This window comes from Sphingobium psychrophilum (assembly GCF_012927105.1).
Classification (GTDB): domain Bacteria; phylum Pseudomonadota; class Alphaproteobacteria; order Sphingomonadales; family Sphingomonadaceae; genus Sphingobium; species Sphingobium psychrophilum.
This window is the reverse complement of the sequence record NZ_JABBFV010000002.1, coordinates 229,517-255,613: the sequence shown is the minus strand read 5'-3', so window position 1 is coordinate 255,613 and position 26,097 is coordinate 229,517. Positions and strand designations below refer to the sequence as shown.

24 protein-coding genes are annotated in these 26,097 nt (G+C 65.4%); 11 read left to right on the top strand and 13 right to left on the bottom strand.

Features of this window, described 5'->3' with window-relative positions:
- Positions 1–79 precede the first annotated feature (79 nt).
- From HHL08_RS04600 to HHL08_RS04575, 6 genes are read right to left on the bottom strand one after another with little or no spacing between them, the layout of a single operon-like run.
- Positions 80–1,069, bottom strand: a complete 990-nt coding sequence (locus HHL08_RS04600) for a UDP-glucuronic acid decarboxylase family protein (RefSeq protein ID WP_169571292.1) — start codon at positions 1,067–1,069, stop codon at positions 80–82.
- The gene (locus HHL08_RS04595; protein ID WP_169571291.1) at positions 1,066–2,046 is read right to left on the bottom strand and encodes a glycosyltransferase family 2 protein; all 981 of its coding nucleotides are present in this window, start codon (positions 2,044–2,046) and stop codon (positions 1,066–1,068) included. The genes HHL08_RS04600 and HHL08_RS04595 overlap by 4 nt, the downstream gene beginning before the upstream one ends.
- Positions 2,043–3,146, bottom strand: coding sequence for a glycosyltransferase family 4 protein (locus tag HHL08_RS04590; RefSeq protein ID WP_169571290.1), 1,104 nt, complete (start codon positions 3,144–3,146; stop codon positions 2,043–2,045). The genes HHL08_RS04595 and HHL08_RS04590 overlap by 4 nt, the downstream gene beginning before the upstream one ends.
- The gene (locus HHL08_RS04585) at positions 3,143–4,546 is read right to left on the bottom strand and encodes an oligosaccharide flippase family protein (RefSeq protein ID WP_169571289.1); all 1,404 of its coding nucleotides are present in this window, start codon (positions 4,544–4,546) and stop codon (positions 3,143–3,145) included. Before HHL08_RS04585 ends, HHL08_RS04590 begins: the two co-directional genes overlap by 4 nt.
- Positions 4,543–6,042 (bottom strand): O-antigen ligase family protein, encoded by a 1,500-nt coding sequence (locus HHL08_RS04580; protein WP_169571288.1) that lies wholly within the window; start codon positions 6,040–6,042, stop codon positions 4,543–4,545. The genes HHL08_RS04585 and HHL08_RS04580 overlap by 4 nt, the downstream gene beginning before the upstream one ends.
- Positions 6,032–6,892 (bottom strand): P-loop NTPase family protein, encoded by an 861-nt coding sequence (locus tag HHL08_RS04575; RefSeq protein ID WP_169571287.1) that lies wholly within the window; start codon positions 6,890–6,892, stop codon positions 6,032–6,034. Before HHL08_RS04575 ends, HHL08_RS04580 begins: the two co-directional genes overlap by 11 nt.
- A 368-nt stretch (positions 6,893–7,260) precedes the next feature.
- Between HHL08_RS04575 and HHL08_RS04570 the strand changes: the two genes are divergently transcribed.
- Genes HHL08_RS04570 through HHL08_RS04525 form a run of 10 tightly spaced genes read left to right on the top strand, consistent with a single transcriptional unit; the run spans position 7,261 to position 17,974 of the window.
- A complete protein-coding gene (locus HHL08_RS04570) occupies positions 7,261–8,652 on the top strand; it encodes an undecaprenyl-phosphate glucose phosphotransferase (RefSeq protein ID WP_169571286.1) in 1,392 nt (463 codons plus the stop codon).
- A 26-nt stretch (positions 8,653–8,678) separates the two neighbouring features.
- Positions 8,679–9,746: a glycoside hydrolase family protein gene (locus HHL08_RS04565; protein WP_169571285.1), complete on the top strand. Its 1,068-nt coding sequence runs from the start codon at positions 8,679–8,681 to the stop codon at positions 9,744–9,746.
- A complete protein-coding gene (locus HHL08_RS04560; protein ID WP_169571284.1) occupies positions 9,743–10,465 on the top strand; it encodes a nucleotidyltransferase family protein in 723 nt (240 codons plus the stop codon). The genes HHL08_RS04565 and HHL08_RS04560 overlap by 4 nt, the downstream gene beginning before the upstream one ends.
- Entirely contained in the window at positions 10,462–11,439 is a 978-nt protein-coding gene (locus HHL08_RS04555; RefSeq protein WP_169571283.1) for an NAD-dependent epimerase/dehydratase family protein, read from the top strand. Before HHL08_RS04560 ends, HHL08_RS04555 begins: the two co-directional genes overlap by 4 nt.
- Before the next feature lie 10 nt (positions 11,440–11,449).
- Positions 11,450–12,376: a glycosyltransferase family 2 protein gene (locus HHL08_RS04550; protein ID WP_169571282.1), complete on the top strand. Its 927-nt coding sequence runs from the start codon at positions 11,450–11,452 to the stop codon at positions 12,374–12,376.
- Positions 12,373–13,140 (top strand): polysaccharide biosynthesis/export family protein, encoded by a 768-nt coding sequence (locus HHL08_RS04545; protein ID WP_169571281.1) that lies wholly within the window; start codon positions 12,373–12,375, stop codon positions 13,138–13,140. Before HHL08_RS04550 ends, HHL08_RS04545 begins: the two co-directional genes overlap by 4 nt.
- Entirely contained in the window at positions 13,137–14,768 is a 1,632-nt protein-coding gene (locus HHL08_RS04540) for a GumC family protein (protein WP_169571280.1), read from the top strand. Before HHL08_RS04545 ends, HHL08_RS04540 begins: the two co-directional genes overlap by 4 nt.
- Positions 14,765–15,580, top strand: a complete 816-nt coding sequence (locus HHL08_RS04535; RefSeq protein ID WP_169571279.1) for a class I SAM-dependent methyltransferase — start codon at positions 14,765–14,767, stop codon at positions 15,578–15,580. The genes HHL08_RS04540 and HHL08_RS04535 overlap by 4 nt, the downstream gene beginning before the upstream one ends.
- Entirely contained in the window at positions 15,573–16,784 is a 1,212-nt protein-coding gene (locus HHL08_RS04530; protein ID WP_169571278.1) for a DUF1972 domain-containing protein, read from the top strand. The genes HHL08_RS04535 and HHL08_RS04530 overlap by 8 nt, the downstream gene beginning before the upstream one ends.
- Entirely contained in the window at positions 16,781–17,974 is a 1,194-nt protein-coding gene (locus tag HHL08_RS04525) for a glycosyltransferase family 4 protein (protein ID WP_169571277.1), read from the top strand. Before HHL08_RS04530 ends, HHL08_RS04525 begins: the two co-directional genes overlap by 4 nt.
- Here the strand turns inward: HHL08_RS04525 and fahA are convergent.
- The 4 genes from fahA to phhA are packed head-to-tail and all read right to left on the bottom strand — an operon-like array spanning position 17,922 to position 22,444.
- Entirely contained in the window at positions 17,922–19,211 is a 1,290-nt protein-coding gene (gene fahA, locus HHL08_RS04520) for a fumarylacetoacetase (protein WP_169571276.1), read from the bottom strand. The two genes, HHL08_RS04525 and fahA, sit on opposite strands and share 53 nt — an antisense overlap.
- 14 nt (positions 19,212–19,225) lie before the next feature.
- Positions 19,226–20,527 (bottom strand): homogentisate 1,2-dioxygenase, encoded by a 1,302-nt coding sequence (gene hmgA, locus HHL08_RS04515; RefSeq protein WP_169571275.1) that lies wholly within the window; start codon positions 20,525–20,527, stop codon positions 19,226–19,228.
- A gap of 7 nt (positions 20,528–20,534) precedes the next feature.
- A complete protein-coding gene (gene hppD / locus HHL08_RS04510) occupies positions 20,535–21,575 on the bottom strand; it encodes a 4-hydroxyphenylpyruvate dioxygenase (protein WP_169571274.1) in 1,041 nt (346 codons plus the stop codon).
- Positions 21,572–22,444, bottom strand: coding sequence for a phenylalanine 4-monooxygenase (phhA, locus tag HHL08_RS04505; protein WP_169571273.1), 873 nt, complete (start codon positions 22,442–22,444; stop codon positions 21,572–21,574). Before phhA ends, hppD begins: the two co-directional genes overlap by 4 nt.
- Before the next feature lie 94 nt (positions 22,445–22,538).
- Here phhA and HHL08_RS04500 point away from each other — a divergent pair, with 94 nt between their 5' ends.
- Complete coding sequence (locus HHL08_RS04500; RefSeq protein WP_169571272.1) at positions 22,539–23,009, top strand: Lrp/AsnC family transcriptional regulator; 471 nt, start codon at positions 22,539–22,541, stop codon at positions 23,007–23,009.
- Positions 23,010–23,222: 213 nt separating this feature from the next.
- On the opposite strand, the gene HHL08_RS04495 is transcribed toward HHL08_RS04500, so the two are convergent.
- Genes HHL08_RS04495 through HHL08_RS04485 form a run of 3 tightly spaced genes read right to left on the bottom strand, consistent with a single transcriptional unit; the run spans position 23,223 to position 25,861 of the window.
- Positions 23,223–24,062, bottom strand: a complete 840-nt coding sequence (locus HHL08_RS04495; RefSeq protein ID WP_169571271.1) for an amidohydrolase family protein — start codon at positions 24,060–24,062, stop codon at positions 23,223–23,225.
- 40 nt (positions 24,063–24,102) lie between these two features.
- Positions 24,103–24,918 (bottom strand): kinase, encoded by an 816-nt coding sequence (locus HHL08_RS04490; RefSeq protein ID WP_169571270.1) that lies wholly within the window; start codon positions 24,916–24,918, stop codon positions 24,103–24,105.
- The gene (locus HHL08_RS04485) at positions 24,902–25,861 is read right to left on the bottom strand and encodes a 2-hydroxyacid dehydrogenase (protein ID WP_169571269.1); all 960 of its coding nucleotides are present in this window, start codon (positions 25,859–25,861) and stop codon (positions 24,902–24,904) included. The genes HHL08_RS04490 and HHL08_RS04485 overlap by 17 nt, the downstream gene beginning before the upstream one ends.
- Positions 25,862–26,097 lie beyond the last annotated feature (236 nt).

Here is a 26,097-nt window from a genome sequence, read left to right as displayed (position 1 = left end):
GGCCGATCCCGATGGTGGAAAATGCATGGTGCCGGTCAGGCACCCAGACGGTTGATGGGCGGCGGCGCGACGGGAAGCACTATGTCACGGGCATGGCCGGGGGCAGGCTGCGGCCGCCCGCGCCGCTCAGCAGCGCGTCGAAATAGGCGATGGTGTGGACCAGCCCTTCGCGCAGCCGCACCGTTGGTTCCCAGTCCAGCGCGGCGCGGGCGCGGGCGATGTCCGGGCGGCGCTGGCGCGGATCGTCGGCGGGCAGCGGCCGCATGACGATGGGGGAGGACGATCCGGTCAGCGCCACGATCATGTCGGCCAGTTCGACCATGGTGAACTCGTCGGGATTGCCGATATTGATCGGCCCGGTGGTCCTGTCGTCGCTGGCCATCAGCCGCAACAGCCCCTCGATCAGATCGCCCACATAGCAGAAGGATCGAGTCTGCGTGCCGTCCCCATAGAGAGTGATGGGCTGGCCGAGCAGCGCCTGGCAGATGAAGTTGGACACGACGCGCCCATCCGCCGGGTCCATGCGCGGGCCATAGGTGTTGAAGATGCGCGCGACTTTGATCCGCACCCGGCCTTCGCGATGATAATCGAAGAAGAGGGTTTCGGCGCAGCGCTTCCCCTCGTCATAGCAGGCGCGCGGGCCGATGGGGTTCACATGGCCCCAATACTCCTCCTGCTGCGGATGGACTTCAGGGTCGCCATAGACTTCGCTGGTCGATGCCTGGAGGATTTTCGCGCCGGTGCGTTTCGCCAAGCCCAGCATGTTGATCGCGCCATGGACGCTGGTCTTGGTCGTCTGCACCGGATTGATGCGATATTGCAGCGGCGAGGCCGGACAGGCGAGATTATAGATCTCGTCTACCTCGACATAGAGGGGGAATGTCACGTCATGGCGCATATATTCGAAATTATGCCGCCCCAGCAACTGGACGAGATTGCTCTTCGACCCGGTGAAGAGATTATCGACGCACAGCACGTCATGCCCTTGCGCCACCAGCCGATCGCACAGATGCGATCCCAGAAATCCGGCCCCGCCGGTCACCAATATGCGTTTGACGCCCTTGTTCATGGCTGCTGCTCCCTTGCTGGACGGTGCGGATTTCGGCTGAAGATCGTCGCGGCCATGACGCCGAGATAGCGGCGGCTGAAGCGCGCCATGGCGCGATAGTCGCGGCCGGGCCGCACGAGGCCGAGCAGGCTGAAAAGCAGCCAGCGGGCTGCGTAGCCGGTGAAGAGGATCGCGTCATAGGCGGCCCGTGCGATCGGCCCGCGACCCTGGCGGAAGAAGACGCGCGGCCCTTTATAGACGCTGGCCAGCACCTCCATCGAGGATTGGCGCGCGAAGCTGGCTCCGTGATGATGGGTGATGCTCTGCAGCGCGGAATAGAGGACGCGCCAGCCGGCCTGCGCGACGCGGTGGCATAGCTCCATATCCTCGCCGAACATGAAATAGGCGGGGTGGAAGATGGCGGGGCCGACCGCCGCGCGGCGGAAGGTCAGCGATGCGCCCGATACCCAGTCGATCGGCCGGACGCCGGGCGGGTCGTCATCCAGATAGACGGCGGGTGGTGCCCAGCGGCTTGGAAGGATTGCGCCTAGAAACAGATAGTTCCAGGTGAGGTTGGTTAGCGTTGGAAACGCCCCGCCGGACGCGCGCTGGAAACTGCCGTCGCTATTGCGCAGCCGGGAGCCGAGGATGCCGATGCGGTCGTCGCCCTCGATCTGCGCGAGCATCGCGGCGATGGCGTCGGGATCGACCACCGTGTCGGGATTGAGCAGCATGACGAAGGGGGCTTGAGTCGATTCATAACCGATTTGGCATCCTTTAGCGAAACCGTGGTTCGCGCCGCTTTCGATCAGTCGCACCCAGGGGAAGTCCGAGCGCACCATCGCTGCGCTGCCATCGGTCGAGGCGTTGTCGACGACGATCGTTTCGACGCTTTCATTGGGCAGGCCGCTACTGGCGGCTATGGCCGCCAGGCAATCGCTTAGCAGGCCGCGGACATTCCAGTTGACGATTATGATGGCGAGCTTTGGCGGGATCATGGCGTCAGGCTCCGATAGAGGTCGGCATAGGAGAGGCGCAGCGCCGCCCAGTCATAGGTGGCGCGGGCATGGTCGCGCAGGACGCGGCGCGTCCGTTCGATCGGGTCGGCGGCCATGCGCGCCAGCAGCGCCGCAAGCGCGCCGGGCGCTTCCATGTCGATCCAGTTGTCGGGACTGGGCAGCAGCCAGCGAAAATGCGGCGCATCATGGGTGATGACGGGTAGGCCGGCCGCTGCCGCCTCCACGATGGCGAGGCCGAAGGCTTCGAAGGTGGCGGCATGAGGCATGACGTCGGCCAGCGCGAACAGGTCCGCGACGTCCTGCGTCGAGACATGGGTCACGCGCACCCGATCGGCCAGCCGGGCGCGGGCATAATCGGGAAGGTCCGGGTCCCCATGGTCCAGGCTGCCGTCCAGCCAGAGCAGCGGATCGCCGCCCAGGCGCGCGACTTCGTCGATCAGATGATGGGTGCGCTTGTGGCCGCGATTGAGCGCAGCGACCGAGAGGATGACGAAGCGGTCAGGCGCGATGCCGTGCCGGGCGCGCAGCGTGGCGCGGTCGGCGCTGGGGATGAAGCGATCCGGGCGGTAGCCGCAGGGGATGAGCGTCATATCGGCCGGGTCGTGACCCTGCGCGACGGCATCGGCCATCGTCGCCGCGGACATCTGGTGCAGCCGGTCGCAAGGCGGATAGTCGCGCGGCGGCATCGCCGTTCCTTCGGTATAGAGGAGACGGAATTTGAGGCGTAGCGTGCGGCGCAGATGGAACAGCAAGCGCGCCAGCGGCGGGTCGATCACATGGACGATGTCATAGCGCCCGCGGATCAGGTGCGGCAGCAGCGCCAGCGCGAAGGTCAGGCATTCGGCGTGCATCGGCGTGCGGCCCATCAGCCGGTGGAGCGGCAGATAGCGGAGGGTGCGACCGCCCCGTGCGAGGAAGGGCAGGACGATCTCGTCCGGGTGCCGCTCCCCGCCGCCCTTGAACAGGGTTATGGCGAAATCGCCGCGCATTTCATCGAACAGGTCTCGGAACAGCCGCTCGAACCCGCGCTGGACCAGGCCGATGCCTGGGCAGGCGATGGCGATTTTGGGGGCGTTCATGCAACGCCTCCCGCCAGTTGCCGCCAGAGCGGTGCGTCCCGGCGTCCGATGAGCATCAGCGCGCCGAGCAGGATCAGGCCTGCCGCCAGCCCACCTGCGAAGCTGCCGGCGATCGGGCTGGCGGCGATCAGCAGCGCTGTGGCGATGGCGCTGCCTATTGTCGTCGCGATCGGCCGCCAGTCGATCGCTACGCCCGTCGCCCGCTGGGCGATCGCGCTGACGGCTACCGTGCCGAGCAGCAGTTCGACCAGCAGGCAACCGAGCGCCGCGCCGGTTACGCCCATATGCGGGACCAACAGGAACAGCGCGGCGCACTGGCCCGCCAGCGACAACAGGGTGAGCAGCATTGCCCGCCCCTGCCACCCGGCGATGACGATCAGCGGCGCCATGGCGGTGGTGATCGCGCGCGCCAGCAGGGTCCAGGCCATGAGTTGCAGCAGCGGCGCGCCGGCTACGAAATCCGGCCCCATCAACCCGATCATGAACGCCGCGCCGCCATGGATGCCCGCGAACAACAGCGCCGCCAGCGCCACCGACAGCAGCAGCGTGGCTTGCTGCGTCCGGGCGAAGGCGGCGGGATCGCGTCGCCAGTCGCGCGCAATGACGGGGAAGGCGGCGCTGCCCACCGCCTGCACAGCGACCAACACCGGCATGATGAAGCGCGCCGCCGCAACGTAGAGCGCGACCGCCCGCATATCCATCAGCCGGGCGAGCAGCAACGGGGCGAGCGCGTCGTAGAGCAGCACTAGCAGACCGGCGCAGCCCAAGGGTAGCGCCTGTCCGGCAAGGCGGGTGGGTGTGAGGCGCGTGGCACTATGCATGTCGATCGGCCCGGCCCAATGGATCGTCAGCGCCGCCTGCACCAGACGGGCGACGGCGAAGCTCGCTACCAGCAGCGGCAGAGGCGCGCGATGGAGGCAGGCCAGCGCCAGCAGCGGCAGCATCACCGCCACCCCGGCCAGTTCCGCGCCGATATCCCGGTCCATCCGCAAGGCGAGCCGCAGCGTCGCGCGCGCCGGTTGCAGCCAGGCGGTCGCCAGCACCGCGACGCTCCCTGCGCAGCCCGCCAGCACCACATCCCGATCCTGCCCGGCGGCCAGCAACAGCAGTGGCAGCGCCACGGCGACCGCGGGTCCCTGCACTCGCTTGGTCCGCGCCAGCGCATCCAGCACCGCAGCCCGCCGCCGCGGTCGCCGCGCGGCATCGCGCACGCCGATGTCGGTCTGGCCGAAATCGACCAGCCATTCGGCCAGGCCGACGAGGCTAAGCAGGAGCGCATAGGCGCCGAACTGCTCCGCCCCCGCCAGGCACGCGACGATTAGCGCCGCCCCCATCCGCAGGCCCGACAGCCCGACCCGCCCGACCACAAGGCGCGCGCCGCTGTGCAGCAGGCCGCTCATGTCGGACGCTCCGCGCCGTTGCGTCGTTGCCAGACATTGATGGCGACGATGATCGCGGCGATGATCCAGAAGAGGCGCGCGCCGGGCATCTGGCGCAGGAAGAAGCTGCCGAGGCCGTCGAGCAGATTGGCGCACAGCCCGGCCACCGCCCCGACATTCAGGGCATGAAGCCAAGGATCGGCGCAGCGTGTCGCGTTGCGCCATGCGGTGCGCAGCAGGCCGATCAGCATCGCCAAGAAACAGACGAAGCCGATCGTCCCCTGCTCCGCCCAGATCAGCAGGTAGATGTCGTGCACCACCGGCCAGTTCGCGCCGAATGTGCGGGTCAGTGCCTCCGTCCCGCCATAGGCGGTGCGGCCGGGGAGATGCTGGACGAAGCTGTTGAGACCGACGCCCGGCAGCGGATGGTCGCGCACCATGTCCCAGGCGACACCCATCCATTCCCAGCGAAAATCGACCGCACCCGGATCGCTCTGGGTCAAGCGGCGCAGGATCGCGGGGGCAGCGGCCAGCGTCGCGATCAGGCCGACCGCCAGCGCGATGGCCGCGCCCGCCAGCGCACGCCGCCGCGAACGGCGATCGCGTAGCATGAGGCCGACGACGATCGGCGCGGCGAGCGCAAAGGCAAGCCAGCCCGATCGCGATAATGTGAGCAGCAGAGCCAGCAGCGCCGTCGCCAGCACTGCGCCGATCGCTAGCTTCCGGTCGATCGGCAGGCGAGTCATCAGCATCGCCAGCAGCATCGGCGCGACCATGGCGATGAAGCCGGCGAGGATATTGGGATGGCCCAAAAGCCCGCCGATGCGGAAGGTCGCGCCGCCATCCATATAGGTGGCGCGATTGGCATATTCGAGCGTGGTCATCGTCGCCTCGCCCAGAAATTGCAGGCCGATATCGCCCTTCTTCGCATATTGGGCGATGCCGACCGCCGCCTGGAGCAACAGCCCGCAGGTCAGCGCCGCGAACAGGTGCATGAAGCGGCGCACTCGCGTCAGTTCACCCAGCAGCAGCAGGAAAAGCGACAGCGACTTGGACATCTGAAACGCCTCCGCCGCCGCCAGCTGGCGATAGGGACCAAGGACGGCGTCGATCAGGCCGAGCAGGATCATCGCGATCCAATAATAAGCCAGGTCGGGGATGCGGGGGCGCGCGCAGCCCCGCGCGGCGTCGCGCCATTGGAAGAGGAGCAGCGCCAGCAGGAACAGATCGACGACCTCGATCGTGTAGGCCCCGGCCCCGCCCATATGGGGCATGGGATGGAACCGCTTGGCGATGCCCAAAGGTGCGGTCAGGCCCACGCCCCAGAGGCAGGCGAGCCGGGGATTGCCGCTGGCCCAGACGGCGGCGCCTAAGCCCAGCGCGGCGACTGCCGCCAGCGCCGCGCCGCGCCCGGACGAGAGGCCTGCCGCGACGATAAGCGCTGCGCCGCCCGATACGCCAGCCGCCAGTAACAGGCTACCGCTCGACGCGCGGAAGAGGACGGCTTCAGCCGCCATGGGCCGGCACGGTAAGGATCAGGCCGACGTCAGCGATGCCATTGGCGCGGAAAGCATCGCGCGCGGCGTGGAGGTTCGCCATCGGCGATCGCCCTTCCTCCGCAAGCGCCCATATCAGGTCGGCGCGCGTCGCCAGCGCCAGATTGCGGCTATCCGCCATGATGGCGCGCTGCTGAATCAGGATATGGTCGAACCGTTCCGTCAGGAAGGGCAGCAGGGCGGCGATATGGTCCGGCCGCCCTGCGGCGGGGCGTTGGCCCGCGCCCAGCAGGATCATGTCCGGCCGGGCCAGAATCCGCATGACCTCCACCACCGACCAGGGATCGTCGGGCCGCACCTCCGACAGGCCCGGCTTGCCGGCTGCGCCGAGCGGTACGCTCACGCCATCGCTGCCCAGCGTCGCGTCGATCAGCAACAGCCGCCCGCCCCGCTCTTCCCGAAGCATGGCGGCAAGCAGCAGCAGCGCGTCATTGGCCGCATCGGCATCGCACAGTGCGCTTAGCAGGACCGTTTGCGCGCTGCCGATCCGCTGCGCGAGGTAGCGATAATTGCGGGAGGCATGGTCAGGCGGGGCGTGGAAGCGGTCCAGCGTCCGGCCTGCGGCAGCGCCCAACCGTCTCGCGCCGTGCGTCAGCCGGGCTAGCGAGAAAGCTGTCGTTTTGGCCTGCGCGTGACCCGCAAGCGCGGGCCGGTCCGCCAGCGGCCTCCAGATCACGGCATAGCCGCGCGGCACCGGGGTCCAACCAGCGCCCGGCCGCTGCACCAACTCCACGCCACAGCCCAGGCAGCGAGAAAAGCCGATGCCGCCATTCCAGGCCGCCGCCGGATCGGCGCGATGATAGCCCAACATGCAGAACATCCGTTCGATCGCTCCTTTCCCGGCCGACATCTTACCGCCGCTCGATCCCATCGACCGAATCATAATAAAGATAACATATGAAATAATATCCACGACGACAGTCACGAAGGTCAGATCAAATGACTATGTCACAAACTGGCACATTAAATATTAACATGGTTAAACGCACTATGACTCATCTTGTTCTTTTGATTTCATTGAAAAGTGATTCGGCAATGATATCCAATCTATGCATGAAATGTGATTTTCATAACTTATATATTACATAATTTGCGAATTATTCAGGACGTTTTACTTAAAGCGGGAGCGCCGAGGCGATGCAGACCCCTCCATGGCATGCGGATTTCAGAACGAGCGGCATGTTCCAGCAATTCGGCGCGCTGTTCGTGCGCCTGTGCCGACTGGTCGATACCGCGCTGATCCTGTTGTGCATGGCGCTGGTCGCTGGCGCGCTGTCGCCCCGGTCGGCGATCATCGACACGCTGCTGTGCGTGGCGGTGCTGGAACTGGTGGCGTCCTTCTTCCACCTCAGCCGGTCTTGGCGGATCGTGCGGCTGCGGCATGAACTGGCGGACCTGACCGCCCATTGGACGATCAGTTTTGCCGGGATCATGACGCTGTTCTGGCTGCTGGGCGACCTGCCGCTGGCGCACGCTACGCTGTGGGCGCCGACCGCAGCGCTCTGGTATGGCGCGTCACTGGGCGCGATCATCCTGTTTCGCATCGTGGTGCGCCTGGCGCTGCGTTTCTGGCGCAGTTTCGGCTATGACCATCGCAGCGCCGCCTTCATCGGCGCGACCGAAACGGCGCAGCGATTGGGCGATGTGTTCGCGCGGCAGCGCTGGATGGGCATCCGGTCGATGGGCGTGTTCGACGATCGCCGCCCGTCGGACGATCGCACCGTCGCCCTGCCCGATCAGGCTTTTGGCGGGCCGGTCGACCGGCTATATGATCTGGCGCGATCTGGCGCCGTCAGCCGCATCTATGTGACGCTGCCGATGGCGGCGGAACAAAGGATCAAGGCGATCCTGGACCGGTTCGGCGACACCACCGCCTCGCTCTATTATTGCCCACCTTTGTTCCGGCTGGACCTGGTCGGTGCGCGCTGGGACGATGTCTACGGCCAGCCGGTCGTCAGCATCGTGGAATCCCCGTTCGAAGGCTATTCGCGTCTGGTCAAGCGAGCGGAGGATGTCGCCCTCACGCTCATCGCCTTGCCGGTCATCCTGCCGATCTGCCTGTTGGCGGGGGTCGCGATCAAGCTGGATACGCGCGGGCCAATTTTCTTTTCCCAGACCCGCTATGGGCTGGACGGTCGGCCGTTCCGCATCTGGAAATTCCGGTCGATGCGGGTGGCCGATGATAGCGGCTTCATCCAGGCGCGGCGTGGCGACAGCCGGGTAACGCGGGTCGGCGCGCTCTTGCGACGCACATCGATCGACGAACTGCCGCAATTCATCAACGTCGCGCTGGGCAGCATGTCGGTGGTCGGGCCGCGGCCCCATCCGGTCGCGCTGGACGATAATTTCCGGCCGCTGATCCATCGCTATGCCGTGCGGCACAAGATCAAGCCAGGCATCACCGGGCTGGCGCAGGTCAGCGGATGGCGCGGCGAAACGGATACGCGCGACAAGATGGAGCAGCGCGTCGTCCATGACATCGAGTATCTGCGCCGCTGGTCGATCTGGCTGGACCTACAGATCGTGGCGCGCACGCTGCTGGTGCCGTTCGTGCAGCGGAATGCGTTCTGATTCGGGGGTTAGCCTCCTCTCTTGCGTTGGTGCTGGCGGCGTGCTCCAACCCTGCACCACCGCCTGACCTGCCGCGTGCGATGACGGGCTGGCGGGTCAGCCGCACAGCGCCGGTGATCGCGGCGGGATGGCTGCGCCGCCAGGGGCTTTGGAACGACCCCAGCCCGCTGCGCACTGCGGATGGCTATATCCTCTATATGACGAGCAGCACCGACGCGCCGTTCAAGCCGCCGGTCCTGCCCTTCCGCGCGGTGTCGCGCGATGGCGAACAGTGGACATTGTCGCCAGCCACGCCGCTGCTGTCGCCAGCCGACGGTCCCTATGCCAGCATCGAGACGCCTAGCGTCGTGCGGTTCGCGGGGCGCTACTGGATGGCGTTCACCGGTGTCTATGCCAGTCCCGATCCGTCGCCCATGGCGATCGGCCTGGCCGTTTCGCCCGATGGCGTGGCGTGGAAAGTCGCCAATTGGACGCTGCTGAGGGCGACCGGCGGGGCGACCGACTGGAACGGCTATCTGGTTGGCGAGCCTGGCGCGGTGGTGCGCGGCGGTGAATTGCTGATCTACTTTTCCGCAGTGGGCGCGCGCATGGAAGGCGGCCCACCGCGCCAGTCGATCGGGCTGATCCGGTCGCGCGATGGCGTGACCTTCACACCGCCAGTGCAGGTGCTGGGTCAAGGGCCGCTCTATCCCGCGCGCGCAGGCTATGCCGGTTATTCCTCGCCTGCCGCGCTGGCCGATGGGGAAGCTGTCGATCTGTTCTATTCGGTCGCCCATGTGCAGGAGGGCGCAGACCCAGAGTGGCAGCAGGTGGCGATCCACCATGCCCGGTCCGCCGATGGCCTCCATTTCCGCGAGGATGACGCGCCGTTGCTGACACGCGCCAGCACGGACTGGACCGATGGCGAAATCCTGGCCCCCGGACCGCTGCGCGACGACGATCAGATCAAGCTCTGGTTCGGCGGGCATGTCAGCCACCCTCGTCTCGCCCCCCTGATCCAGCGCGGCATCGCCGGGCCGGAATTCGGCATTGGCCTCGCCACCATCTCTCTCGACCAGTTCACCAAGGCCAAGACGAAAGGAACCGACCGATGAAAGTCGTCATATTATGCGGCGGGCAGGGCATCCGCGCCTTTCCCTTCACCACCTATCTGCCAAAGCCCATGCTGCCGCTGGGCGGGACGCCGGTGCTGGTCCATGTCATCAAGAATTTCATTCGTCAGGGCTTTCGCGACTTCATTCTGGCGGCGGGATATCGGCAGGATGTCCTGCACGATTATTTCGAGGGGAAGGATATCGGCGCCAATGTCCATATCGTCGACACCGGCGAGGATGCCGATACCGGCCGCCGCATCTGGAATTGCCGCCACCTGATCGACGGTCCTTTCATAGCCACCTATGGTGATGGCCTGTCGGACGTGCCGCTGGACGCGGTCGTCGCGTTCCACCGCGGCCATGGCGCGCGGCTGACGATCACGTCCGTCCCTATGTATTCGCAATATGGCGTGCTGTCGGTGGAGGAGGATGGCGCTATCGCCCGCTTCGCCGAAAAGCCGCTGATCGCCGATTACTGGATAAACGCCGGCTTCATGGTGATGGACCCGGCCATCTTCACCGACTGGCAGGGCGAAAATCTGGAGCGCGACATCATCCCTCCGCTGATCGCGCGCGGCGATGCCTTCACCTACCGTCATGACGGCTTTTTCAAGTCGTTCGACTTCTACAAGGATGTGGTCGAAATGGACGAGACGCTCGCCGCCGGCGGGCCGCCGCCCTGGATCGCGCCCATATTGCCAGAGGAGCGCGCGGCATGAGCGGCGTGTGGAAGGGCAAGACCTGCCTCGTCACTGGCGCGACCGGCTTTCTGGGCGGCAGCTTGGTCGCGGCACTGTTGGCGCAGGACGCCGAGGTCGTGGCGCTGGTGCGTGACATGGTGCCGCAATCGCGCTTTCAGGCCGACGGCCTTGCCACCCGCGCCAAGGTGGTGCGCGGCGCGCTGGAGGATTATGACGTCATCGAACGCGCATTGAACGAATATGCGGTCGATACCGTGTTTCATCTGGGCGCGCAGGCGATCGTGGGCGTCGCCAACCGCAATCCGCTGTCCACCTTCGAAGCGAATATCAAGGGGACATGGGTGCTGCTGGAGGCGTGCCGGCGCGTCGCCACGGTCGAGCGGATCGTCATTGCGTCGTCCGACAAGGCCTATGGCGACCATGAAACCCTGCCCTATCAGGAGGATTTCGCGTTGCAGGGGCGGCACCCCTATGACGTGTCGAAAAGCTGCGCTGACCTGATCGCCTTGAGCTATGCCCAGACCTACCGCCTGCCGGTCGCCATCACGCGTTGCGGCAATCTGTTCGGGCCGGGCGACCTCAACAGCAACCGCATCGTGCCAGGCACCTGTCTGGCTGCGATCGACGGGGAGCGGCCGTTGATCCGGTCGGACGGGTCGCCGGTGCGCGACTATGTCTATGTCGAGGATATCGTGCGCGGCTATTTGCTGCTGGCCGAGCATATGGGCGACGCTGACGTCGTCGGCCGCGCGTTTAATTTCGGCACGGGAGAGCCGGTGAGCGTGCTGGACCTGACCCGCCGCACCCTGGCCGCGGCCGGCCGTGGCGATCTGCAACCGGATGTGCGCAACAACGCCCATGGCGAGATCCAGGCGCAATATCTGTCCTCCGCGCTGGCGTCGGACAAGCTGGGCTGGGCACCGGGCGCGGGGCTGGACGAGCGGCTGGGCCAGACCTTCCTCTGGTACAAGGCGCATCGCCATTTCTTCTGAGCGCATCTTCGTGGGTGTCCCCACCTATAATCGCCCCGATTTTGTGCGGGAGGCGGTGGCCAGCCTGCGCGCGCAAAGCTTCCGCGATTTCCGCGTGGTGGTGAGCGACAACGCCTCGCCGGGCGGCGTCGGCGATGTGGTGCGCGCCTATGTCGAGAGCCTGGGCGATCCGCGCATTCGCTTCGTCCAGCAGGCGGACAATGGCGGCGAATATGGGCAGGGCCGCTATTTCTTCGAACAGGCAGGGGATGCCGATTATTTTTGCATCCTGCATGACGACGACCTGCTGTCGCCCGCCTATCTCCAGCGCGCGGTCGCGGCGCTCGACGCCGCGCCGGACGCTGCTTTGTTCGTCGCTAATCCCTGGCTTTTCGATGCGGACGGACGGCCTTCCGACGCGCAAAGCCGCGCCTATCGGCGGGCACATCGACGGGGCTGTCGGCGGGGCCGTTTCCCCATACTCGATACGCATATGGCGAGCGGCTTCACGCCCATTTCCGGCACGGTCTTCCGCACCGCCGCGCTCCATCGGTCCGGCTTTGTCGATGCCGACTGCCATGGCAATTTCCCGTTCGAGCTGAACATCTTCACCCGGCTGGGCGATATCGGCGCGGTCGGATGGTTCGATCCTGATGTGCTGCTGGGCTTTCGCTATCATGCGGGGCAACTGCGCAACACGCTGGGCCTGATGGCCAACCCGCAGGTCGTCGCCACGATGCTGCGGATATTGGAGCGGCGACGTTACAGCGGCGCGCCCGAACGCCGTCGCCGCGCTATTGTCGCCCGGCTGCATTGCGCGCAGGCGGATATGGCGATGGCGCGGGGCGATCCGGTTGCCGCCCGCGTGGCGCTGGACCAGGCCTGCGCCGCCAATCCCTTATCGCCCCGCGCCTGGGCGATGCGCGCGCGCCTTACCCTGGCGGGAGCATCGGCATGATCGCGCCAAACTGCACTTCGGCCCGCACCAGCCTGCTCACCGCGCTGCTGCTGCTCATCCCGATCCTGCTCGGCGCCTGCTCCACCAGTTTGAAGGAACCGCTGAGCATCACGGCCGCGCCGGACGTCATCCGATCCGCCGCCCGCTATGAAAGCGCCTATGTCCTCGGCCCTGGTGACCAGTTGGAGATAGCGGTCGACCGGATGCCCGAGCTGTCGCGCAGCGCGACCGTTCGCCCCGACGGCATGGTGACGCTGCCCCGGTCGGGCGACATCGCCGTCGCTGGCCTCACCCCCATGGCAGCGGCGCAGGCTGTGCGGCAGCGCCTGCTTGCGCGGGTGCGCGATCCGCAGGTGAGCGTCGCCGTCGCCAACCCGCGCGACAACAAGGTCTTCGTCGCGGGTGAGGTGAACCGGCCCGGCGCGGTGCCGCTGCGCGATGCGCCCACCGCTGCGCAGGCGCTGATCCTGGCGGGCGATGCGGGCAAGTCCGCCGCCCTGTCCAATGTCGCGCTGATCCGGCTGGACGCGCAGGGCCATCTCACCGTCCACATATTGCGTAGCAGCGCGCGCGGCCATGCCGGGATGCTGCTGACGCTCCAGAATGTGCCGCTGCGCCCCGGCGACATCATCGTGGTGCAGGAAAGCGGCGGCGCGCGCTTCGCCCGCTTCCTGCAAAATTACGTCAATGCGCCGTTGGGCGGCCTCAGTGCGCTGATGGCCCCCTATGTCCAGCTGCGCCTGTTGCAGGAAATCGACCGATGAGCGAGGCGGTGCCCTATCGCCCGGAAGCGGACAGTTTCGATTTTCGCCGCGCGGGGCGGATCGTGGGCTTTGCGATCGCCGGGCATGGGCGGCTGATCCTGGCGGTGACGGTTCTGACGCTGGCGATTGTGGGCCTCTACATCCTCGTCTGGCCGCCGGTCTATTCGGCCAGCGTCACCCTGTCCGCCGTGTCGGACGACGATCGCCAGCGGGAGAATTTCTACAACGACTGGGCCGTGTTCCGCCGATCGGCGCTGAAGGACGAGATGATCCTGGCGACGTCCGGCCCGGTGTTGAAGCAGGTGATCGCCGATTTGAACCTGGGCTATCGCGACGTCTATCATCCGCCGCTGCGCTACCTGACCTGGCTATGGACGCAAAGCTGGCCGGGCCGCGCCTGGCGCGGAACGAAGGATGCGCTGTTTCCGCGTGCGCCATCGCCCTATGTGGCGACGGCCAGCCAGGTGGAGCGCGCCCGCACACTGGATGATTTCCGCACCGGGGTCGGCATGACCCAGTTGCCCGACAGCCATATCGCGCTGTTGACGGTGCGTGGCCCCAGCCCCCGCGTCGCGGAGATCGCCGATGCGGTCGCCGCCACCTATATCGCCCAGCGCCGCGCGCGCTTCGCCGCCGAAGCGCGGCAGGCCTATGCCTCGCTCCAGACCGAGGCGGATCGCGCCCGCACGGACCTGCGCGCGCTCGAAGCCCGGATGGAGCGCTATTATACCCAGAATGACATGCTGCTGATGTTCGAGAAGGACAAGGTCGAGATCGGCCAATATCTGGGCCAGCAGGCCGAAGTGGACGCCAAGCGCACCGCGATCGCCGCCGCGCAGAGCGAATTAGCCGCCGTCACCGCGCAACTGGCGCGCGAGCCGCGAGATGTCGTCGCCAGCCGGCTGGTGCAGGATAATCCGGTGGCGGCACAATTGAAGCAGGAACAGGCGAAGCTGGTCGCGGCGCGCGATGCTTTGCTGGTCCGTTATCGCTCGGATTCGCCCGACGTGCGCGACATGGACGATCAGATCGCGGCGATCGGCCGCCAACTCGCCGCTCAGCCGCAGCGCGGAGTGCAGCAGAGCAGCATCGCCCGCAACGGGGGCTATGACGCGCTGCGCGCGCGCCGGGCGGCGCTGGAAGCGCAACTGGCGGGGAATCGCGCCGGGCTGGCCACGCTGTCGGCCGAAGTCGGTGCACGGCGCGCGACGATCGACCGCATCCCGCAGAAGATGAAGGACAGCCATGACCTGGGCCGCAGCCATGACATGTTGGAAAAGACCTATCTGGCGTTGCAGGACAAGTTGATGACCGCCGCGGTCACGGCCGCCACCGCCCAGTCGGCACCTTCCGCGATCCAACTGGTCGAAAGCGCGGCGCTGCCTGACAAGCCCGACGCGCCGCAGACCAAGCTGCTGCTGGTCGCCGCGCTGATCGGCGGCCTGTGCGCAGGCGTGGTCGCGGCTGTGTTGCTGGACATCATCCAGAACCGCGCCAACCGCTTCCGCCTGACCCAGCCGGACGCCCCCTTTCCCCTGATTGCCATCGTCGGACAGGACCGGGCCTATGCCCTGCGCCTGTTCGATCGCGCTCCGCCCAACGCTCCTGAAGAAAGGCACCGGCCATGAAATATCACATTCTCAGCGCCACGCGATCGCTCGGCCTATTGCCCATGTTCGATCGGATGGCCTTCCTGCGCAAGCGGGCGCGGACGGCGCGCAGCAACCGCGCCTTCATCGCCCGGCATCCCGGTTTCGCGGTGCCCCCGGAGGATCTGGCCTTCGACGCCTATAACAAGGTCGACTGGGTGGATTATCGTGAGGTCGGGCTGGCCCATGCGGCGCTGTTCGCGCGGTTGATCCGCACCCATTTGCCCGATGCGCAAGCGTTGCGGGTGCTGGAATGGGGATGCGGGCCGGGGCGGCTGATCCGCCATATGCCCGTTCTTCTGAGCGGCAGGTCGCCTGCGCTGACCGGCACCGATTATAACCCGGCGACGATCGACTGGTGCCGCGCGCACCTGCCGGGCATCGATTTTGCGCTGAACGGCCTAGCCCCGCCTTTGCCCTTCCCCGACAATAGTTTCGATGCGGTCTATAATTTCTCGGTCTTCACTCATTTATCCGCGGACATGCATCGCGACTGGACCGCCGAACTGCACCGGATATTGCGCCCCGGCGGGCTGATGATCGCGACCACCCATGGCGATCACTATCGCTATCTGCTGACCCAGAAGCGCGAAATGGGCGCCTATGATCGCGGCGAACTGGTGACGCAGGCCCGGTTCACGGAGGGGAAGAAATGGTATTTCGCGGTCCATCCGCCCGTCTGGGTGCGCGGCCATCTGCTCGCGGCGTTCGAACGGGTGGAGCAGGTTGCGCCCGGCCCTGATGCGGGCATGATGCAGGATGTCTGGATCGGGTTCAAACCCCATGGCTGATGCGACCAACCCGTTGCGCCCCATGCGTGTTGCCATCATCGGCGATCGCGGCATCCCCGCCCGCTATAGCGGCTTTTCGACGCTGGTGGAGGAACTGGCGGTCGGGCTGGTGCGCGACCATGGCATGGAGGTCACCGTCTACTGCCGCACCCAATATTATCAGGAGCGGCCGCAGGCGTGGCAGGGGGTGCGGTGCCGCTACCTGCCTGCGCCCGGCGGCAAGAGTTTCGAGAGCATCGTCCATAGCAACCTGGCCGTGCTGGACGCGGCCTTTCGCCGTTTCGACCTCGTCTTCGTCGTCGATCCGGGCAATGGTCCCTTCATCCTGCCGTTGCTGGCGCTGGGCGTGCCGGTGGTGATCCACACCGACGGGCTGGGCTGGCAAAGGCGCAAATGGAACGGGTTACAGCGCACCTATTATAAATGGTCTGAATGGGTCAGCGCGCGCCTGGCCAATTGGCTGGTCACGGATTCGCGGGCGATTCAGGATTATTATGCCCGCGAATATGGCGCGGCCTCCACCTATATTCCCTATGGCGGCGCGGTCGGTGATACGCCCGATGACGGTGCGCTGGCGCGCTATGGCGTCACGCCGGGCGATTATTATCTTGTCGTCGCGCGGATGGAGCCGGAAAATAATGTCGATCACATCATCCGCGAATATCGCGCGTCGGGCGTCGCAAAGCCGCTGATCGTGGTCGGATCGGTCCCCTATGAGAGCGCTTACGCCCGCGCCGTCGCGGCGCAGCATGACGGGCAGGTACGCTGCGTCGGCGGCGTGTTCGAGTCAGCCGCGCTGAACGCCCTCTACCGCCATTGCGCGGCCTATCTGCACGGGCATGAAGTCGGCGGCACCAATCCCAGCCTGCTGCGCGCCATGCATTGGGGGGCGCCTTGCGTGCCGATCAACGTGATCTTCCACCGAGAGAATGTCGGCCCGGACAATCCATATTTCAGCAAGGATGATGGCGATCTGGCGGCGATCCTGCGCGATCTCGACGCCGATCCTGCGCGCCGCGCTACGCTGGGCCGCGCGGCGCAGGCGCACGCCGCCGCTACCTTCCGCTGGGACGCCGTGATCGACGGCTATGCCGACCTGTTCCGGCGGCTGATCGCGCTCAAAGCCGCGGGAAAGCGCCCGACCGCGGCGCTTATCGGCGAAACCTACCGCCCGGATCGTCTAACGCCCGCGCAGGTCGCGTGAAGATCCTGCATGTCTTCAACCGCCATCGTGGCGGCGGCGGGGCCGACAACGCCTGGGACGCGACCATCGCCCTGTCGCAACGGCGGGGCCTGGATGTCGATAGTTTCGAACGGGATAGCCGTGACCTTTCAACTAATATGGCAGGCAAGTTCAGCGCTTTCGCCAACGGATTATACCCTTCCGCTGCACTCCGGGCTTTTGCGGCCAGGTTAGAGCAGGATCGACCCGATATCGTTCACACGCATGAACTATACCCTCTACTCACGCCCTGGCTGTTCGAAATCTGCACCCGCGTCGGCATCCCGATCATCCAAAGCTGCTATGACTTCCGCATCACCTGTCCGATCGCCACCCATCATGATGGCGCGGGCGTCTGCACCCGTTGCGCAGACCATGGCGCGCATCACGCCCTGCTGCGCAACTGCCGCGACAGCCTGCCCGAAAGCGCCGCCTTCGCCTTGCGCCATGCGGTGGCGGGCTGGCTCGATTTCTACCGTCGCCATGTGACGCGCTTCATCGCCCTGACCGACTTCAGCCGCGACTGGCTTCATGCTCAGGCAGGCATTCCGATCGACCGGATCAGTGTCAATGAATGCGCCATCCCCGCCGCGCCCGATCCGGTCGATCCGGCCAATGGCACCTATTTCGCCTTCGCCGGGCGTTTCGTCCCGGAAAAGGGGCTGGACTTGCTGGTCGACGCCAGCCGCATGACGGGCCTGCCCATTCATGTCGCGGGGCCCGCCGGCAGCGATCCCGCGCCGCTGGTGGCGCAGGGCGTGCCGGTGACGATCACCGATGGACCGCAATCGCTCGCGGCCGTCTATCGCGGCGCGCGGGCGCTGGTTGTCCCGAGCCTCTGGTTCGAAACCTTCGCCATCGTCGCGGCAGAGGCGATGGCGCATGGCGTCCCGGTTATCGCATCGCGTATCGGCGCGCTGAACGACACGGTGCGCGAAGGGCGAACGGGCCTGCATTTCGCGCCGGGCGATGCGGCAGACCTCGCCCGGCAGATGCGGCGGCTGTGGGACGATCCGGCGCTGTGCCGCACGCTGGGCGCGGCGGCTCATGCCGATGTCGTCGCGCGCTTCAGTGAGGATGCGCATTTCGACCGGCTGGTCGCCGCCTATGACGCGGCGCTTACTGCGCCGGCAATATCATCGCCCGACACTCGCCGAAGCCGATGGACGTAAAGCCCGCCGCCGAAGCACTCGCCCGCAGGATGATCTCGTCGCCATCTGCCACGAAGGTACGGCTTTCGCCACCAGGCAAGGCGACGGGTTCCTTCCCACCCGCCGACAATTCCATCAGGCTGCCATAGCCCGATCGATCCGCCGCCGAAATCGTGCCGGTGCCCAGCAGGTCGCCGGGGTTGAGGTTGCAGCCGTTGGAGGCGTGATGGGCGACGATCTGCTGCACGGTCCAATACATGTTGCTGGCGGGGCCTTGGCTCAGCCGGACCGGCGCATCGCCCCGCACCCGCATCGCTGCGGTCAGGATCGACACCTCCAGCGTCAACGCCAGCGCGCCATGCTGCCGATCGGCCTCATCCTGAAGATAGAGCAAAGGGTCGGGATCGCCCTGCGGCCGGGGCGGCTGGGCCAGGCGGAAGGGCGCCATCGCTTCGGCCGTCACCACCCAGGGCGAGATGGTCGACTGGAAATTCTTGGCCAGGAAGGGTCCGAGCGGCTGATATTCCCAAGCCTGGACATCGCGCGCCGACCAGTCGTTGAGCAGGCAGAAGCCCGCGACATGATCGGCAGCTTGGCCGATCGGGATCGGCGTGCCAAGCGCATTGCCGCTGCCGATCCAAACGCCGAGTTCCAGTTCATAGTCCAGCCGGGTCGACGGGCCGAAGATAGGCGCGTCCGCTTCGGGCGGCTTGCGCTGCCCCAGCGGTCGCCGTACCGGCACGCCCGACGGCTGGATTGACGACGCCCGACCATGATAGCCGATCGGCACATATTTGTAATTGGGCAGTAACGGGTTGTCCGGCCGGAATTGCCGCCCGATATTATTGGCGTGGTGGATGCCGACATAGAAGTCGGTATAATCGCCGATGCGGGCGGGCAGGTGCAGCGTGCAATCGGCCGCGGCATGGAGGTGAGGGATCACGCGATCCGCTATCGCCCGATCGCTCAGCATCCCGCTAATGGCATGGCGCAGCAGGCGACGCTGTTCAGTGGGCAGGGCGAACAGCGCGTTCAACCGCCTGTGCCGTAAGGCTTCCGATGCGGGAAGTTGACTGGCAAGGGCCGAAAGATCCAATATGCTGTCACCGATAGCAACCCCGATCCGTGCGTCTCCGGCCGGCGGCGAGAAGACGCCGAAGGGCAGGTTCTGGATCGGGAAATCGGCATGGCCATTCGCGCCATCGACCCAGCTCGTCCGCACCGGGTCATGCGTCTCGTCGGTCATCCACCAGGTCATGCGTCGCTTCCTTCCTATGGCAATTGCGCCTTGGCAAAGCCTGTCCAGCACGCATCATAATCGCCTTGTAACAAAGGCGTTTCCATCGCCCAGCGCGTCGGCGTGAAGGGTAGGCGACTTTCGAACATGAAGGCCATTGTATCCTCGATCTTGTGCGGCGTCAGCGTTGCCGCAACCGCCCGATCATGGCTCGCCACATCGGGACCATGCGCCGACATCATATTGTGCAGGCTCGCCCCGCCGGGTGCGAAGCCGCCTGCCTTGGCGTCATACTCTCCGGTGATAAGCCCCATGAACTCGCTCATGATATTGCGGTGGAACCAGGGTGGGCGGAACGTGTTCTCCGCCACCATCCAGCGCGGCGGGAAAATGACGAAGTCCAGGTTTGCGGTCCCTGCGGTGTTGCTTGGCGACGTCAGCACGGTAAAGATCGATGGGTCTGGATGATCGTAACTGACCGTGCCCATGACATTGAACCGTGTCAGATCATAGCGATAGGGCGTGATATTGCCATGCCATGCCACGACATCGAAGGGGCTGTGGCCCGGCATGGTGGACCAGAGCCGTCCCTGATATTTCTGCACCAGTTCGCAGGGTCGGTCGCTGTCCTCATAGGCGGCGACGGGTGCCTCGAAATCGCGGACATTGGCGAGGCCATTGGAACCGATCGGCCCCAGATCGGGCAATCTGAGAAGAGCGCCATGATTTTCGCAGGCATAGCCGCGCGCCGCTTCATCCAACAGATCGACGCGGAAGCGCACCCCGCGCGGGATCAGGGCGATCTGCAACGGTGCGACGATCATGACGCCCATTTCCGTGACGATCCGCAACCGGCCCTGCTGCGGCACGATCAGCCATTCGCCATCGGCGGAGAAGAAGGCGCGATCCACCATCGAGCGGTTCGCGGCATAGAGATGGATGCTGCACCCCACCCCCGCCGCGACATCGCCATTGCCGGCATAGGTGACGAGGCCGTCGATAAAGTCGGCCGGCTCCACCGGCAGCGGCAACGGGTTCCAGCGCAACCGGTTGGGCGTCGGCGCACCCGCTTCAAAAGCAAGGTTGCCCAGCAGTGCTTGCCCGTCATAGGGCATGAAAGGCGGGTGCATGGCGCTCGGCCGTATCCGGTAGAGCCAGCTGCGCCGATTTTCGTGCCGCGGCGCGGTGAAGGCGGTCGCGGACAGTTGCTCGGCATAGAGACCAAAGGACACATGCTGGGGCGAATTGCGCCCGACGGGTAGCGCGCCTGCTACCGCCTGCGTCGCGTGATGATTGCCGAAGCCAGTCAGCATCGGCGGATCGATCGCATCGCTCATCCTCACCTCATGCGTCAACGCTGACCACGCCGCGCTTTATCTGATCCAGTTCTATGCTTTCGAACAGCGCCTGGAAATTGCCGTTGCCAAAGCCTTCATTGCCCTTGCGCTGGATGATCTCGAAGAAGATCGGGCCGAACATATTCTCGGTGAAGATTTGCAGCAATATGCCTTCGCTTTCGACATCGCCGTCGATCAGGATGCGGTTCCTGCGCAGCCGCTCCAGATCCTCGCCATGGCCGGGCACGCGCTTGTTGACCAGTTCATAATAGGTTTCGATCGTGTCCTGCAACCGCACGCCCCGCGCACGCAATCTCTCCACTGTGTCGTAGATATTGTCGGTGGTCAGCGCGAGATGCTGGATACCCTCGCCATGATAATCGCGGATGAATTCCTCGATCTGGCTCTTGTCGTCCTGGCTTTCGTTCAGCGGAATGCGGATCGCCCGGTCCGGCGCGATCATCGCCTGGCTGGTCAGGCCCGTCGCCTTGCCCTTGATATCAAAGAATTTCTGTTCCTCGAAGCCGAAGAGGGTTCGGTAAAATTCGCTCCAAACCCGCATCTGGCCGCGGCGGACATTATGGGTCAGATGGTCAAGCAGGTCGAGTCCGACGCTATTGGCTGCGGCCTTCTCCTGCCAGCCGGGAAATTCGGCCCAGTCGGCATAGGGATCGCCGTCTGCTGGCATGAAATAGAGATAGGCGCCGCCAATCCCCTCGATCACGGTATCGTCTTCCGCCGTCGCCTTGCCGCCATTGGCTAGCGCCCAGTCCAGTGCGGCCTTGGGATCGGCCACGCGGAAGGCCATGGCGCTGGCCGACGGGCCATGGACGCCGCGAAATTCGGCGACGCGACCGGCATCGTCGCGGTTGAGCATCAGGTTGATGCGCCCCTGGCGATAGCGGGTGATGTTCTTGCGCGGGTGGCGGTGGCTGGCGACAAAGCCCAGTTGCTCGAACTGCGCCGCCATCGCTTCGGGATCGGGCGAGGTGAACTCGACAAATTCGAAGCCGTTGAGGCCCAAGGGGTTATCGGTGGTGGCAGTCATAGGGCGTCCTCTTCCTTTTTCCTGGTCGCATGATCCTGGGTGCCGCGATGGAAGACGCGGTCGGTGGGCAGGATGGTATCGGTTTCGATATCGGGCAGGCCCTCCAACTGTGCATAGAGTGGCGCGAAATCGGTTTCGGCGGTCATGCGCAACAGTTGTTCGAAACTGTCGATGACGAAATAGCTCTGCTGATAATCGTCGATGCGATAGCGGGTCCGCATCAGCCGCTGGAGGTCAAAGCCGAGGCGATTGGGCGACGGATCGTCCAGCGCAAATTCGGATTCGCCATGCGAGGACACGATTCCCGCGCCATAGAGTTTGAGGCCGTCATCCTGCCGGATCAGGCCGAATTCGACGGTGTACCAATAAAGCCGCGCCAGTTGCTCGATCGATCCTAGCGCATCGGCGCGCAGCCCGCCCTGGCCATAGGCCTGCATATAATCGGCGAAGACCGGATTGGCGAGCAGCGGCACATGGCCGAAGACGTCATGAAAGACGTCCGGTTCCTGCAGATAGTCCATCTGGTCGGGCTGGCGGATGAAGCGCCCCGCGACGAAGCGGCGGTTGGCGAGATGGTCGAAAAACACCTTGTCCGGCACCAATCCCGGCACGGCGATGACCTGCCACCCGGTACGCTGCATCAGCCGGTCGGACAGTTCGGCAAAGTCGGGGATGCCCGGCTTCGTCATCCGCAAGATATCCAGCCCCTCCAGAAATTCCGGCACGGCGCGGCCAGGCAGCATCTGCGTCTGGCGCGCGAACAGCCGGTCCCACATCGCATGGTCCTGAGTTGTATAGGACGCCCAATCCTGCGCTATGGTCCAGTCCGCGGCCGTGCCTTGCGGGGCAATGATGTCTGTCTGCGCCATAAGCGCATCATGCCACGAGTGGATGGAAATCAGGTTTCATTCTTGGCGGGAAACGGCCTATGGGTGACGATCAATCATCACATATGGGCGATATATGAAACAGGATGGTCAGATCGACGCAGTCGATCGCAAAATCCTCTCCGCATTGCAGGACGACGCGGGGATCAGCCACCAGGACCTGGCCGAACGGGTCGGTGCGTCCAGCGCTTCGTGCTGGCGACGGATCAAAGCGCTGGAGGTAGCCGGCGTCCTGACCCGCACGGTCCGGCTGGTGGACCCGGCGCAGGTCGGGCGCGGGGTCAATGTCCTGTGTAATATCCGCATGCGCAGCCATGCACGCGAAGCCCGCGCCGCCTTCGAACATTTCGTCGATGGGCGGCCGGAGATCGTTGAATGTTTTTCTATGTCGGGGGAATGGGACTATCTGATCCGCGTGGTCGTTGCGGATGTGGAGGATTATAACCGCTTCCTGATGCAGACCCTGCTTGGCCACGCGTCGGTCGCGGGCGCGGCGTCGCATTTCGCGCTTTCGATGACGAAATATACGACGGCCATCCCGTTATAGCGCCATCAACCGGACATTCAGAAAGCGCGCCTTGCCCGAACCTGCCATAGCGTTGCCCAATTTCTATTCCAACCCTTTTGCTCGATTTCGCGGCCAGCATGATGATCGCCCACCTGCGCCTTCGCGCGCCGATGGACACTGCCGCTCGGCTTCCTTCTGCTGGGCCAATGACCGTTCGCAAACCTGTGTATCGTTAACGCCCAGGCAGGTCGCCTATACTGTAAGGCCGTAAAAGGCGCGGGCGGCACCTTCGAACAGGCGTGCGCTTGCTGTCGCGTCCAGACCGCCCGCGAGCCGCGCCGCATCATCGATCCAGTCGCGATACGCATCGCCCATGTGCAGCAGCACCGGCCAGTCGCTGCCCCACATCGTCCGATCGCCGAAGCAGGCGAGGATATGCGCGACATAGGGGGTAAGCGCGTCCGCCGCCTGACCCGGCACCTGTTCGGTGCGCAGGCCCGATAGTTTGCACCAGATATTGGGATAGCGGGCGAGCGCGGCCAGATCGCCCCGCCAGGGATCGAGGATATGGTCCGCCGCGGGCGGTTTGGCGCCATGGTCGATCACGATCGGCAGGTCGGGCCAGCGTTCGGCGAAGCGGGCGAGGACCGGCAAGTGACGCGGCTGGACCAGTGCGTCGAAACGCAGGCCGTGCGTCAGCATCGCCTCGATCGCGGGGGCAAGATCGGCCCGCAAGATCCAGTCGCTATCCTCGATGCTCTGGAGCATGGGGCGCAGCCCGACGCATTTGGGCCGGTCGGCAAGCTGAGCGATTCGCAGCGGTGCGGCGTCCGTTTCCAGCGCAACCCAGCCGACCACGCCCAGCACCAACGGATCATCCGCCACCAGATCGAGCATCCAGTCGGTATCCCGATCGTCCGGCTGCGACTGGACCAATATGGTGCCCGCCAAATCCAGTCCCGCGGTCGCCGCCCGCAAATCGTCCGGCAGGAAATCGCGATGCAGCAAGGGCCAGCCTGCATCGGGCCACGCCTGTCCCGGTCCACCGATCCGCCAGAAATGCTGGTGCGAATCCACTATGCGCGGTCGCATCACGCCTTGACCTCATGCATGTTGATTGTCGTCGCTCCCATCATTGCCGCACCTTGTCTTTCATATAGGCATACATATCGGCCCTTGGCTGGCGATTATGGTCGAGTGGCAGGGTGAGATCAGCGCGGTCTGGCATCTCCGCCAATATATGCCGGGTCAGCCGCTCATAATGCTGCACGAAACGGTCGAGTTGCACAGCGTCCATCGCGCCACTCGCCTTGCTGGTCCATAGCGCCTCTTCCTGCTGGCCGCGCCAGTCGCGCACCACGCCGAAGTCCGGCGCGGCGAGCAGGACCAGCCGGTCGATGCGCGCGAAGAGTTCAGCATAGATGCCCCAAAGCTGGCGGTTGACATAGCGGCGCCAGATAGCGTCAGGGTCTTCGCGCCGCTCCAGCGCATTGACCGGAGCAGCGAGCGCGGATTCCGCCTGCGGGCGCGCGCCAACGCACCAACCTTCGAAGATCAGAAGGTCGACTTTTCCAACCGCCTCCTCCTCGCCAAAGGGCTCGTCCCGCCCCTTGTCAAAACGCGGCAGCGATAACGGCGCGCCGACCTTCGCCGCATCCAAAATGGCGATGCCGCGTACCGCATCATGGGTGCCCGGCACCCCACGGGTGCGAAATAACGGATGCACCGCATCCGCCAATTGCTGCCGCGCGATGCCGTTCAGATAGAGATCGTCGAGCGACAGGATCGCGGTTCGCCGCCCCTCTGCCTCCATCGCCGCTTGCAGGCTGGCGGCCAGCGTCGATTTGCCCGATCCCTGCGCGCCGCACAGGCCCAGGATCAGCGGCCGGTCTGCCCCCGCCAGCCATGTCCGCGTCTCCGCCGCGATCCGGTCAAGCGACGGGGTCAAGCAGCGGCTCACCGGCAAAGAAACGGTCGAGATTGTCGGCGACCTTCATCCCCATGGCGGTGCGCGCTTCGATCGTGGCGCTGCCCAAATGGGGCAGCAACACGACATTGGGCAGGGCGATCAGGGTAGGATGCACCTGCGGTTCGCCTTCATAAACGTCCAGCCCCGCCGCCGCGATCCGCCGTGCCGCCAGGGCCTGCGCCAGCGCGGCTTCATCGACCAGCGACCCGCGCCCTGTATTCACCAGCACCGCATGGGTCGGCATCCGCCCAAGCAGTGCCGCATCGACCATATGTCGGGTTTCCGCGCCGCCCGGCGCGTGGAGCGACAGGACGTCCGCCTGCTGCGCCAGGGCACCCAAATCGGCAAAATAGGCATCGGCCGGCATATCCGCCGCCGGGTGCCGGCTATGATAGGCGATCCGCATCCCGAAGGCCTGCGCCCGCTGCGCCACCGCGCGGGCGATCCGGCCGAAGCCGACCAGCCCCAACAGCTTTCCGTCGAGCGAGTGGCCGATCATATGGGTCGGCCGCCAGCCGCTCCAGTTGCCGGCGCGCAATTCCCGTTCGCCCTCCCCCGCCCGGCGCATCGCCATCAGCATCAGGGTCATGGCGATGTCGGCGGTGGCCTCCGTCAGCACGTCGGGCGTGTTGGTGACGGCCAGCCCTGCTTCGCGCGCGGCGGGAAGGTCGATATGGTCGTAACCCGCGCCATAGTTGGCGACGATCCTTACCCGGCGATCTTCAGTCAGCAGCACGTCGCGCGTCACCCGGTCGGTGACGGTCGGGCACAGTGCATCATGATCGCGCATCGCCTGGGCCAGCGCCACCGCCTCCATCGGCCGGTCGTCTTCGTTGACAGTCACATCATAGGATGCGGCCAGCCGCTGTTCGACTATGTCCGGCCAGCGGCGGGTGAGAAGGATGCGGGGGCGTGCGCTCACGACAGACCTTGCCGGACCAAGTGGCGCATCGGTGCGCCGACGACGAAAGTCCTTAGTTCGAACCGGTGGGCCGCCATCACTCGTTTCACCACAGTCTTCGACACATCGCCGCCAATCCGCACCTCGTCTCCTTCCGCATAGTGAATCCCGCCCCGGCTCGCTGCGACGAGCGTACCTCAATAAAGGATGATGGGCGTTCATCGCCTGCGCGGCAAGCTGTGCGCGAGGGAAAGCAG

Bases quoted from the DNA above. Each gene is read 5' to 3' on its own strand.
- HHL08_RS04500 (WP_169571272.1), top strand. From the start codon at position 22,539: ATGAAACAGGATGGTCAGATCGACGCAGTCGATCGCAAAATCCTCTCC.
- HHL08_RS04600 (WP_169571292.1), bottom strand. From the start codon at position 1,069: ATGAACAAGGGCGTCAAACGCATATTGGTGACCGGCGGGGCCGGATTT.
- HHL08_RS04495 (WP_169571271.1), bottom strand. From the start codon at position 24,062: ATGCGACCGCGCATAGTGGATTCGCACCAGCATTTCTGGCGGATCGGT.
- hmgA (WP_169571275.1), bottom strand. From the start codon at position 20,527: ATGAGCGATGCGATCGATCCGCCGATGCTGACTGGCTTCGGCAATCAT.
- HHL08_RS04580 (WP_169571288.1), bottom strand. From the start codon at position 6,042: ATGGCGGCTGAAGCCGTCCTCTTCCGCGCGTCGAGCGGTAGCCTGTTA.
- HHL08_RS04585 (WP_169571289.1), bottom strand. From the start codon at position 4,546: ATGAGCGGCCTGCTGCACAGCGGCGCGCGCCTTGTGGTCGGGCGGGTC.
- HHL08_RS04575 (WP_169571287.1), bottom strand. From the start codon at position 6,892: ATGTTGGGCTATCATCGCGCCGATCCGGCGGCGGCCTGGAATGGCGGC.
- fahA (WP_169571276.1), bottom strand. From the start codon at position 19,211: ATGACCTGGTGGATGACCGACGAGACGCATGACCCGGTGCGGACGAGC.
- HHL08_RS04530 (WP_169571278.1), top strand. From the start codon at position 15,573: ATGGCTGATGCGACCAACCCGTTGCGCCCCATGCGTGTTGCCATCATC.
- HHL08_RS04535 (WP_169571279.1), top strand. From the start codon at position 14,765: ATGAAATATCACATTCTCAGCGCCACGCGATCGCTCGGCCTATTGCCC.
- HHL08_RS04590 (WP_169571290.1), bottom strand. From the start codon at position 3,146: ATGAACGCCCCCAAAATCGCCATCGCCTGCCCAGGCATCGGCCTGGTC.
- HHL08_RS04560 (WP_169571284.1), top strand. From the start codon at position 9,743: ATGAAAGTCGTCATATTATGCGGCGGGCAGGGCATCCGCGCCTTTCCC.
- HHL08_RS04595 (WP_169571291.1), bottom strand. From the start codon at position 2,046: ATGATCCCGCCAAAGCTCGCCATCATAATCGTCAACTGGAATGTCCGC.
- HHL08_RS04540 (WP_169571280.1), top strand. From the start codon at position 13,137: ATGAGCGAGGCGGTGCCCTATCGCCCGGAAGCGGACAGTTTCGATTTT.
- HHL08_RS04555 (WP_169571283.1), top strand. From the start codon at position 10,462: ATGAGCGGCGTGTGGAAGGGCAAGACCTGCCTCGTCACTGGCGCGACC.
- HHL08_RS04545 (WP_169571281.1), top strand. From the start codon at position 12,373: ATGATCGCGCCAAACTGCACTTCGGCCCGCACCAGCCTGCTCACCGCG.
- phhA (WP_169571273.1), bottom strand. From the start codon at position 22,444: ATGGCGCAGACAGACATCATTGCCCCGCAAGGCACGGCCGCGGACTGG.
- hppD (WP_169571274.1), bottom strand. From the start codon at position 21,575: ATGACTGCCACCACCGATAACCCCTTGGGCCTCAACGGCTTCGAATTT.
- HHL08_RS04570 (WP_169571286.1), top strand. From the start codon at position 7,261: ATGTTCCAGCAATTCGGCGCGCTGTTCGTGCGCCTGTGCCGACTGGTC.